This window comes from Streptomyces sp. NPDC001502 (assembly GCF_042894785.1).
Taxonomy (GTDB): Bacteria; Actinomycetota; Actinomycetes; order Streptomycetales; family Streptomycetaceae; genus Streptomyces; species Streptomyces kutzneri.
Genome location: NZ_JBIAVW010000021.1, coordinates 133,901 through 144,243 on the forward strand (window position 1 = coordinate 133,901; position 10,343 = coordinate 144,243).

General features: G+C 71.7%; 11 protein-coding genes. 6 read left to right on the top strand and 5 right to left on the bottom strand.

From position 1 onward, the window contains the following. Positions 1-259 precede the first annotated feature (259 nt). Positions 260-1,081 (bottom strand): class I SAM-dependent methyltransferase, encoded by an 822-nt coding sequence (locus ACFY0D_RS30845; RefSeq protein WP_390801267.1) that lies wholly within the window; start codon positions 1,079-1,081, stop codon positions 260-262. A 230-nt stretch (positions 1,082-1,311) separates the two neighbouring features. On the opposite strand from ACFY0D_RS30845, the gene mshA reads away from it, so the two are divergent. Both mshA and ACFY0D_RS30855 read left to right on the top strand, forming a co-directional pair. Beyond that, the gene (gene mshA, locus ACFY0D_RS30850) at positions 1,312-2,682 is read left to right on the top strand and encodes a D-inositol-3-phosphate glycosyltransferase (RefSeq protein ID WP_390801268.1); all 1,371 of its coding nucleotides are present in this window, start codon (positions 1,312-1,314) and stop codon (positions 2,680-2,682) included. Then, complete coding sequence (locus ACFY0D_RS30855; protein ID WP_030012782.1) at positions 2,675-3,160, top strand: YbjN domain-containing protein; 486 nt, start codon at positions 2,675-2,677, stop codon at positions 3,158-3,160. Before mshA ends, ACFY0D_RS30855 begins: the two co-directional genes overlap by 8 nt. A 74-nt stretch (positions 3,161-3,234) precedes the next feature. Here ACFY0D_RS30855 and ACFY0D_RS30860 read toward each other — a convergent pair whose 3' ends face one another. Continuing rightward, positions 3,235-4,527: an MDR family MFS transporter gene (locus ACFY0D_RS30860; protein ID WP_390801269.1), complete on the bottom strand. Its 1,293-nt coding sequence runs from the start codon at positions 4,525-4,527 to the stop codon at positions 3,235-3,237. Between the two features lie 153 nt (positions 4,528-4,680). On the opposite strand from ACFY0D_RS30860, the gene ACFY0D_RS30865 reads away from it, so the two are divergent. Next, positions 4,681-5,442, top strand: coding sequence for a phosphoglyceromutase (locus ACFY0D_RS30865; protein WP_030728436.1), 762 nt, complete (start codon positions 4,681-4,683; stop codon positions 5,440-5,442). A 77-nt stretch (positions 5,443-5,519) separates the two neighbouring features. Here ACFY0D_RS30865 and ACFY0D_RS30870 read toward each other — a convergent pair whose 3' ends face one another. After that, the gene (locus ACFY0D_RS30870) at positions 5,520-6,110 is read right to left on the bottom strand and encodes a DUF2867 domain-containing protein (RefSeq protein WP_390801270.1); all 591 of its coding nucleotides are present in this window, start codon (positions 6,108-6,110) and stop codon (positions 5,520-5,522) included. Positions 6,111-6,207: 97 nt separating this feature from the next. Between ACFY0D_RS30870 and ACFY0D_RS30875 the strand changes: the two genes are divergently transcribed. Further along, the gene (locus tag ACFY0D_RS30875; RefSeq protein ID WP_390801271.1) at positions 6,208-6,765 is read left to right on the top strand and encodes a TetR/AcrR family transcriptional regulator; all 558 of its coding nucleotides are present in this window, start codon (positions 6,208-6,210) and stop codon (positions 6,763-6,765) included. Between the two features lie 238 nt (positions 6,766-7,003). On the opposite strand, the gene ACFY0D_RS30880 is transcribed toward ACFY0D_RS30875, so the two are convergent. Further along, positions 7,004-7,153: a hypothetical protein gene (locus ACFY0D_RS30880; RefSeq protein WP_167344738.1), complete on the bottom strand. Its 150-nt coding sequence runs from the start codon at positions 7,151-7,153 to the stop codon at positions 7,004-7,006. A gap of 169 nt (positions 7,154-7,322) precedes the next feature. Then, complete coding sequence (gene phoU / locus ACFY0D_RS30885) at positions 7,323-8,000, bottom strand: phosphate signaling complex protein PhoU (RefSeq protein ID WP_030009600.1); 678 nt, start codon at positions 7,998-8,000, stop codon at positions 7,323-7,325. A 217-nt stretch (positions 8,001-8,217) separates the two neighbouring features. On the opposite strand from phoU, the gene ACFY0D_RS30890 reads away from it, so the two are divergent. Continuing rightward, positions 8,218-9,417: an ATP-binding protein gene (locus ACFY0D_RS30890; protein ID WP_314254193.1), complete on the top strand. Its 1,200-nt coding sequence runs from the start codon at positions 8,218-8,220 to the stop codon at positions 9,415-9,417. 41 nt (positions 9,418-9,458) lie between these two features. Further along, a complete protein-coding gene (locus ACFY0D_RS30895) occupies positions 9,459-10,139 on the top strand; it encodes a response regulator transcription factor (protein ID WP_030009598.1) in 681 nt (226 codons plus the stop codon). Positions 10,140-10,343 lie beyond the last annotated feature (204 nt).

Sequence of the window (10,343 nt, forward strand, 5' to 3'; positions counted from 1 at the left end):
CACAGCAGCACGAGAGAGCTTGCGCCTCGCCGTTGCCTTGCGGCTCCCATGGTCCCCCCAGGCACCCGAGCCAGACCCCGTATCAGATCTGACTATTCATCAGTAACTTCGCACTGCCATCGGGGATGGTGCCACGAGTCGATGAATTCCAACACCCTTGTGGATGGCGATCCGATCTTGTCCGCCCCAACGGACGCCATTCCCGGCCCCGCACGGTTCAACGGACCACCCCCACCCCCGGTTCCACCGCACGCCGCGTTCACCCCATCGGGCGCAACGCCTCCCAGGGCAGCGTCAGTTCCCCCTGCCGCCACCGCCGCGGCCCGTCCACCAGCGGCCAGTCGCCGGCCAGCGCCCGCGCCGTCCGGATCCAGCGCTGCCGCGCCCCGTACGAGGCGTACGGAGCCGCCGCCGCCCACGCCCGGTCGAAGTCGCGCAGGAACGCGTGCACCGGCTCGCCCGGCACGTTCCGGTGGATCAGCGCCTTCGGCAGCCGTTCCGCCAGGTCGGAGGGGCGCTCCAGGGAGCCCAGCCGGGTCGCGAACGTCACCGTGCGCGCCCCCTCCGGGCCCAGCGCCACCCACACGTGCCGCCGCCCGATCTCGTCGCAGGTCCCCTCCACCAGCAGCCCGTCCGGGGCCAGCCGCCCGCACAGCCGTGCCCACACCTCGGCCACCTGCTCCTCGTCATATTGGCGCAATACATTCGCCGCGCGGATCAGTGCCGGGCGGGCCCCACCGTCCAGGGGCACCTCGAAACCGCCGTGCCGGAAGCTCAGCCCCTCCCGCTCGTACGGCTTCGCCCCCGCCACCCGCGCCGGTTCGATCTCGATGCCGACCACCCGCACCCGTGGCGCCGCGTCCCGCAGCCGCGCCAGCAGCTCGACCGCCGTCCAGGGCGCGGCCCCGTAGCCCAGGTCCACCGCGACCGGCGCGTCCGCCCGCCGCAGCGCGGCCCCGTGGGTGGCCGCGATCCAGCGGTCCATCCGGCGCAACCGGTTCGGATTGGTCGTCCCGCGGGTCACCGAGCCCACAGGGCGGCCGGGCGTGCGGCTGGAGGGCGGGGTACTGCGGGAGGCCATGAGCCGAGGGTAAGCGGAGGGCCCGCGCACCATGAAAATCCCCCGACGCAGCACTGAATACGAGGAAACCTCCAGGAAAACCGGACACCCCGGAATGCGCGGGACGGCCATCCGGGTTGCACTCCTTGCAGGGCGTCCTCCGCGCCCTCGCCGTCATGCCGTCCGGCATGCGGTCCGTCATGCCGTCCGAGCGTCGTGCGGGCGCCGTCCGAGCCGAGAGGACTGGTCCCTTGAGCCAGTACGTGTCCCGCCTCAGTGGCCGCCTCGCCGCCGCCCGTGCCACCCGCCACGAGCCGCCCCGCCTGCGCCTTCCGGCCGTCGGCCACCACCGCAAGCCGCGCCGCGTGGCCATGCTCAGCGTGCACACCTCACCGCTGCACCAGCCCGGCACCGGCGACGCCGGCGGCATGAACGTCTACATCGTCGAGCTGGCCAAGCGGCTCGCCGCGATCAACATCGAGGTCGAGATCTTCACCCGGGCCACCACCGGCGGGCTGCCGCCCGTGGTCGACCTGGCCCCCGGCGTCCTGGTACGGCACGTGGACGCGGGTCCCTACGAGGGACTCGCCAAGGAGGAGCTCCCCGCCCAGCTGTGCGCCTTCACCCACGGCGTCATGCAGGCCTGGGCCGGCCACCGCCCCGGCTACTACGACCTCGTCCACTCCCACTACTGGCTTTCCGGCCACGTGGGCTGGCTCGCCGCCGAACGCTGGGGCGTCCCGCTCGTGCACGCCATGCACACCATGGCGAAGGTCAAGAACGCGGCGCTGGCCGAGGGCGACACGCCCGAGCCCGCCGCCCGCGTCATAGGGGAGACCCAGATCGTGGCCGCCGCCGACCGGCTCATCGCGAACACCGCCGAGGAGGCCGACGAGCTCGTCCGGTACTACGAGGCCGACCCCGCCAAGGTGGCCGTCGTCCACCCCGGAGTGAATCTCGACCGGTTCACCGTCGGCGACGGCCGGGCCGCCGCCCGCGCCCGCCTCGGCCTCCCGCGGGACGCCGTCATCCCCCTCTTCGCCGGGCGGATCCAGCCGCTGAAGGCCCCCGACATCCTGCTGCGCGCCGTCGCCGTCATGGTCGACCAGGACCCCTCGCTGCGCCGCCGCCTCTTCGTACCCGTCGTCGGCGGGCCCAGCGGCAGCGGCCTCGCCAAGCCGGAAGGCCTGCAGAAGCTCGCCGCGAAGCTCGGCATCGCCGATCTCGTGCACTTCCACCCGCCGGTCGCGCAGGACGGCCTCGCGGACTGGTTCCGGGCGGCGTCCGTGCTGGTCATGCCCTCCTACAGCGAGTCCTTCGGGCTCGTCGCGATAGAGGCGCAGGCCGCCGGTACGCCGGTGCTCGCCGCCGAGGTCGGCGGGCTGCCCGTCGCCGTCAACGACGGGGTCACGGGGATCCTCGTACCCGGGCACGACCCGGCGGACTACGCACGGGAGCTGCGGCGGTTCGTGGACGAGCCGGCCCTCGCGGACCGGATGGGCGGCCAAGCGGCGCGGCACGCGCAGTTCTTCGGCTGGGACACCGCGGCGAGCGGCACGGCCGACGTCTACACCGCGGCCATGCATGATCATCGCCGTCGCGTACGCTCCCACCATGGCTGACACCGCCGAGATCATCGAGAGCGCGCTCACCGGCGCGGAGCTGAGCTGGGAGAGCCCCGAGCCGGGGTCCTACGTCGTCCAGCTCCCCGGCACCCGCAAGCTGAGCACCACCTGCTCGCTCAAGGTCGGCCGGCACTCGCTGTCGGTCAACGCCTTCGTGATCCGGCACCCGGACGAGAACGAGGCGGGCGTCCACCGCTGGCTGCTGGAGCGCAACCTCAAGCTGTACGGCATGGCGTACGCGGTGGACCGCCTCGGCGACATCTACCTGACGGCCCGGCTCCCGCTGTCGGTCGTCGACCCGGAGGAGCTGGACCGGCTGCTCGGTACGGTCCTGGAGGCGGCTGACGGCTCCTTCAACACGCTGCTGGAGCTGGGCTTCGCGAGCGCGATCCGGCGCGAGTACGAGTGGCGGGTCTCGCGCGGCGAGCCGACCTTCAACCTCGACGCGTTCAAGCACCTGACGCAGCCGTCGTAACGGGTGAAATACAGCCTCGCCGACGATCGAGGCGCGGGGTCCGGTGAGGAGCCCCGGCAGCGGCGCAGGCCGCGCTACGCCTCGGCGTCGGCCGGAACCGGCTTCGGCCGCGCCGCGCCGGCACCACCCGCCACGGCCGCACCCGAACCCGCATCACCCTCGGAAAGACGCCGCATGAGCAGCCAGTAGCCGGCCGCCGCCACCGTGCCCAGCACGCCCGTGGCCCCCCAGAGCCAGTCGGCCCCGTACCGGTCGATCATCAGGCCCGCCATCAGCGGCGCCACCAGCGAGGCCACCGCCCAGGAGAGGTTGTAGACCCCCTGGTAGCGGCCGCGCCCGTGCACCGGAGACAGCCGTACGACCAGGCTCATCTGGGTCGGCGAGTTCACGATCTCCGCCAGCGTCCACACGCACACCGTCAGCGCGTACGCCCACACCGGTCCGGCGAAGGCCGTCAGCGCGAACCCGTACCCGGCCAGCAGCGCCGAGATCACCAGCAGCTTCTGCGGGTCGCGCCGCTCGATGAACGCCGTGACCGGGATCTGCAGCAGCACGATCAGCACCCCGTTCACGGCGACGACCAGCCCGTAGTCCCCGGGGGAGAACCCGGCGGCGCCCATCGCGACCGGCAGGCCCACCGAGCCCTGCGTGAAGATCAGCGAGATCAGGAACGACAGCCCGACCACGCCCATGAACCGGCCGTCCCGCAGCACCGTCCCGAGCCCGATCGCGGGCTCCTCGCCGGCGGCGGCCGACGCGCCCCCGGGCCGCTCCGGCCGGGACTCGGGCAGCTTGACGAAGACCAGCACCGCGCAGACCAGCGTCAGGGCGGCCTCGCCCAGGAAACCGGCCAGGTAGCTGTACTCCGCGATCACGCCGGCCGCCGTAGCGCTGACGGCGAAGCCGAGGTTGATGGCCCAGTAGTTGAGCGCGAAGGCCCGTACGCGGTCCTCGGGGCGGACGATGTCCGCCATCATCGCCGCGACCGCAGGCCGGGAGGCGTTCGAGGTCACGCCGACCAGCAGGGCCACGGCCGCGATCGCCGCCGGGTGCTCCATGAAGCCGAGCAGCGCCACCGAGAACGCGGTCGAGGTCTGGGCCGCGAGCAGGGTGGGGCGTCGCCCGAGCCGGTCGGTCATCACCCCCGCGACGAGCGAGGAGACGACACCGCCGAGCCCGTGGAGGGCGACGACGAGCCCGGCGAAGGAGGCCGAGTACCCCCGGTCCAGGGTCAGGTAGAGGGTCATGAAGGTGGCGACGAAGGCGCCGAGGCGGTTCACCAGCGTGCTCGTCCAGAGCCACCAGAAGGCCCGGGGCAGCCCGGAGACGCTCCCCCGGGCGGCCTGTCCGAAACGGGCAGCGGACATAAGGGATCCCCCCGGCGGTGTAAGCATCACTCGTACGGCGTGCACATTACGAGCGAGGGGCCTCCGGGCGCCACTCGATTGACGCGCACCGTCAATCCGGCGGGACCCCGCACCGCGCGCGAGCGCCCCCGGGCGTCCACTAGGCTCGTACGCATGGCCGACGCACCGTACAAGCTGATCCTCCTCCGCCACGGCGAGAGCGACTGGAACGCGAAGAACCTGTTCACCGGCTGGGTGGACGTCAACCTCACCGAGAAGGGCGAGAAGGAGGCGGTCCGGGGCGGTGAGCTGCTCAAGGACGCCGGCCTGCTGCCCGACGTGCTGCACACGTCCCTCCAGAAGCGCGCCATCCGCACGGCGCAGCTCGCGCTGGAGGCCGCGGACCGCCACTGGATCCCGGTGCACCGCTCCTGGCGCCTGAACGAGCGCCACTACGGTGCCCTCCAGGGCAAGGACAAGGCGCAGACCCTCGCGGAGTTCGGCGAGGAGCAGTTCATGCTGTGGCGCCGCTCGTACGACACCCCGCCGCCGGTCCTGGAAGACGGTACGGAGTTCTCGCAGTCCGCGGATCCGCGTTACGCGTCGATCCCGAACGAGCTGCGTCCGCGCACGGAGTGCCTCAAGGACGTCGTCGAGCGCATGCTGCCGTACTGGTACGACGGCATCGTCCCGGACCTGCTGGCCGGCCGCACGGTCCTGGTCGCCGCGCACGGCAACTCCCTGCGCGGTCTGGTCAAGCACCTGGACGGCATCTCCGACGCCGACATCACGGGCCTGAACATCCCGACCGGCATCCCGCTCGTCTACGAACTGGACGCCGACTTCAAGCCCCTGAACCCGGGCGGCACCTACCTCGACCCGGACGCGGCAGCGGCCGCCATCGAGGCCGTCAAGAACCAGGGCAAGAAGAAGTAACCTTCGCGATCATGCCTCCCGCCTGCGCGTACGGCGCGGGCGGGAGGCATTTTCATGCCCCGCGCAGTGAACGCGCCTCAGGGCGCGGTGGGGGTGTTCTCCTGCCATTCGCGGCCGATCGAGCGCAGCAGGGCCGGGTAGACCCCGAGGTAGCGGAAGGGCTTGATGCCCAGCATGTAGAGGGCGCCGAGGCGGCCGTTCGGCTTCACCAGGACGGTCATCTGGCCGCGGTAGCCGCCCTCGCCGTCCGGGACCCAGCCGATGTGCATCAGCCCGTGCATGGTCCGGTTGGCGCTCTCCGCCACCCACTCGTCGTGGGTCTGGAAGACGGAGGTGAACGGGACCGACCGGGGGTCGGGGCCCCGTTCGCCCTCGCGGAGGTCGGCCGGCAGACGGTCGCGCAGGGTCGGGACCCGGGTGCCGATGCCGCCGTCGGGCTTGTCCCAGCCGAACAGCTCGCCGAGCTTCCAGCGGACCGCGAAGAGTGCGCGCGCCACGGGGGAGGGGACGGGATCCCCCGTGCCGCCCGCGAACTGGCGCACCAGGCGGGCGAGGTCGTCGGGCCCGCCCGGGGTCGGCAGCGCCCACACGTCCTCGACCCGGAAGTCGGCGGCGATCTCGTGGACCCGCCAGGGGCGGGAGGTGTACGCGGTCTTGGGGAGTCTCATCGGTCGGCCCCTTGTCTATACGATGCCGTATAGATCGAGGCTAGCACTCATCTATACGGCACCGTATAGATGGAGGCCGTGTGAGGAGGAGCACAGTATGGGCGCGACCCGCACGCCGCGCGGAAAGTGGATCGAGGAAGGGCTGCGGGCGCTTGCCGCCGGCGGCCCCGAGGCCGTCCGCGTCGAGGCGCTGGCGCAGGCGCTCGGTGTCAGCAAGGGCGGCTTCTACGGGTACTTCGGCAGCCGGGGCGCACTGCTCACCGAGATGCTCGACACCTGGGAGCACGAGGTGGCCGAGGCCGTGATCGAGCAGGTCGAGAGCGGCGGGGGAGACGCCCGGGCCAGGCTGGAGCGGCTGTTCGTGATCGCCTCGTCGGCCGACGGGCCGGTCAGGGGCACCACGGCCGACCTCGCGATCCGCGACTGGGCCAGGCGCGACGAGGGCGTCGCACAGCGGCTGCGGCGTACCGACAACCGGCGCATGGAGTACCTGCGTTCGCTGTTCCGCGACATCTGCACCGACGAGGACGACGTCGAGGTCCGCTGCCTTCTGGCCTACTCGCTGCGGATCGGCGAGCACTTCATCCACGTCGACCACGGTGCCCGCACGCACGCGGAGGTCATGGAGCTGACCCGGAACTGGCTCCTGCGGTAGGCGCCGGACGCGGGGGTCGGACTAGTCGTTGAAGGTCTTGAACGTGACGGCGGCGCTGTCCTCGCCCTCCCATTCATTTCGTCTTTCGCGGCACGCCAGCCTCCAAGATTGATTCGAACATGTTCAAAATCTGGGACGTGCCGGTGTACGCGACGGTTCCGTGCGCACGCATGCGAAAGGCCCCGGCCGAGGGAACTCGGACGGGGCCCGTCGTGCACGTGCAGCCGGCGGGAGGCGGTCAGCCGCCGCACTGGCAGGGGGCGCCGGACTGGCAGCCGCAGCCGCAGCCGGAGCCGCACCCGCAGGCCGCGAGCAGCGGTAGCCGCAGCGGCTCCGGCCGCGGCGGCTGCTCCTGCTCCGGGGTGATGGGGACGGGGGAATCGGGCATGGTTCCTCCTCGCAGGGGCGGTGCCCCGCGGCATACGGGACTTCGTACGACGACCGCCCTCGCCCTCATTCATGCCCAGCGGTACGGGCGCGTCAACGGCGCATTGGGGCTCGGTGTGCCCCGCGGTCCGGATGCCCTTCTTCCGGATTCCCCGCTTCCGGAGCCGGTGTCAGACGCCCTCGACCTGGGTCGGCTGCTGGAGGTCGTCCGCGTGCTCACCCGTGACCAGGTAGACCACGCGCTTGGCCACCGACACCGCGTGGTCCGCGAAGCGCTCGTAGTAGCGGCCCAGCAGGGTCACGTCCACGGCCGTCTCGATGCCGTGCTTCCAGCGGTCGTCCATCAGGTGCTGGAACAGCGTGCGGTGCAGCTGGTCCATCTCGTCGTCGTCCTGCTCCAGCTGGAGGGCGAGGTCGACGTCCTTCGTGATGATCACCTCGGCGGCCTTCGCCATCAGGCGCTGCGCCAGCTGCCCCATCTCCAGGATGGTGGCGTGCAGGTCCCGCGGCACGGCCCGGTCCGGGAAGCGCAGCCGGGCGAGCTTCGCCACGTGCTGGGCGAGGTCACCGCTGCGCTCCAGGTCGGCGCTCATCCGCAGGGAGGTCACGACGATGCGCAGGTCGGTGGCGACCGGCTGCTGGCGCGCCAGGAGGGCGATGGCGCGGGCCTCCAGGTCGTGCTGGAGGTCGTCGACCTTCTGGTCGGCGGCGATGACGCTCTCGGCGAGCTTCAGGTCGGCGTCGAGCATGGACGTCGTGGCCCGCCCGATCGCGGAGCCGACGAGCCGGGCCATCTCGACCAGGCCTTCTCCGATCGAGTCCAGTTCCTCGTGGTACGCGTCGCGCATGTCTCGTGTCCCTCTCTCGACCTACTACTGCGGTACTGCCCGTGGGCGGGCCGGGGCGGCCAGCGGCCCCACGTTGACACGGTGAGCCGCAAACGCGTCCGACTCCGGCACCACAAGTGAATCAACCCCGTCGCCAGGGTGAACTCTGGGCGACGACTGTTCGAGGTGCCACCCGAACGGCTGTGGAAGTGTCGTCGTGCCTGCTTAACCTGGATCCATGGACGTGAACGCGGCGGTCGCCGCAGCTGCAGCGATCGCCGGTCTTTGCACCGGTGTGATCGCGATGCTGGCGTTCCGCTGGAGCGAGCGCGACCAGGCCCGCCCCACCCGGAGCTCCATGCGCCCCGATCTCAACGCGGTGCTGCCGCCCGGCGTGGACACCGTCCTCTCCGTGCTGCGCTCCTCGGCGGTCGTACTGGACGAGGGCGACGCGGTGGTCAAGGCCAGCTCGGCGGCCTACGCCCTCGGCCTGGTCCGCGGCGGCAAGCTCGCCGTGGAGCCGATGCTCCACATGGCTCGCGACACCCGCCGCGACGGGGAGATACGCCAGGTCGAGCTGGACCTGCCCCGGCGCGGTACCGGCCGGGGAGAGGCCCTCGCGGTCTCGGCGCGCGTCGCCCCGCTCGGCTCCCGCCTGGTGCTCCTCCTGGTCGAGGACCTCACCGAGGCCCGCCGCATCGAGGCCGTACGCCGCGACTTCGTGGCCAACGTGTCCCACGAGCTGAAGACCCCGGTCGGAGCGATCTCCCTGCTGTCCGAGGCGGTCATGGACGCCGCGGACGACCCCGAGGCGGTCAGCCGCTTCGCGGGCCGCATGCAGATCGAGTCCACCCGGCTGATCAACCTCGTGCAAGAGCTCATCGACCTCTCCCGGGTGCAGAACGACGACCCGCTGGAGGACGCCGAGCCCGTACGCGTGGACACGCTGGTCGCCGAAGCCATCGACCGCTGCCGCCACACGGCGTCCTCGAAGCAGATCACCATGGCCGCGGGCGGCACCGCCGACCTGCGCGTTTGGGGCAACCGCGGACAGCTCGCGGCCGCCCTCGGAAATCTGGTCGAGAACGCCGTCAACTACAGCCCCGCCCGCACCCGCGTCGGCATCGCCGGACGCAGGGTGACGGCTCCTGGGGGAGACTTGATCGAGATCGCCGTGACCGACCAGGGCATCGGCATCCCGGAAAAGGACCGCGAGCGCATCTTCGAGCGCTTCTACCGCGTGGACCCGGCCCGCTCCCGAGCCACGGGAGGAACCGGCCTGGGCCTTGCGATCGTGAAGCACGTGGCGGCCTCGCACGGCGGGGAGGTGTCGGTATGGAGCTCGGAGGGCCAGGGTTCCACGTTCACCCTGCGACTCCCTGAAGCAGCCGCCCCGGCCCCCGCGGCGGCCCCCCGCACCCACCCGACCCCTGCCTGACCCAGAACCGCTCCAGCCATTCCTGCCCCGGAGGTCCTTCCGTGACCCGAGTGCTCGTCGTCGAGGATGAGGAATCCTTCAGCGACGCCCTGTCCTACATGCTCCGCAAGGAGGGCTTCGAGGTCGCCATCGCCGCGACCGGGCCCGACGGGCTGGACGAGTTCGAGCGCAACGGCGCCGACCTCGTCCTCCTCGACCTGATGCTTCCCGGCCTGCCCGGCACGGAGGTCTGCCGGCAGCTGCGTGGCCGCTCCAACGTCCCCGTGATCATGGTGACCGCCAAGGACAGCGAGATCGACAAGGTCGTCGGGCTGGAGATAGGAGCAGATGACTACGTCACCAAGCCCTTCTCCTCCCGCGAGCTGGTCGCCCGCATCCGCGCGGTCCTGCGCCGCCGCGGCGAACCGGAGGAGGTCACCCCCGCAGCACTGGAGGCCGGCCCCGTACGGATGGACGTCGACCGCCACGTGGTCACCGTCTCCGGCGGCAAGGTGGACCTCCCGCTGAAGGAGTTCGACCTGCTGGAGATGCTGCTGCGCAACGCGGGCCGTGTGCTGACCCGTATGCAGCTCATCGACCGCGTCTGGGGCGCCGACTACGTCGGTGACACCAAGACGCTGGACGTCCACGTCAAGCGCCTGCGCGCGAAGATCGAGCCGGACCCGGGCGCGCCGCGCTACCTGGTCACGGTGCGCGGCCTCGGCTACAAGTTCGAGCCGTAGGCCGACGGCGTTCGCGCGGTCCGGGGCCGGCCGGAGGCCGGCACAGCGTCTCGAAGCCGGTGAGGCCCCCCGGGGCCTCGCCGCGCGAGGGGCGCACGCGGAATGGGGTTCGAGCCGGACCCGGGCGCGCCGCGCTACCTGGTCACGGTGCGCGGCCTCGGCTACAAGTTCGAGCCGTAGGCCGACGGCGTTCGCGCGGTCCGG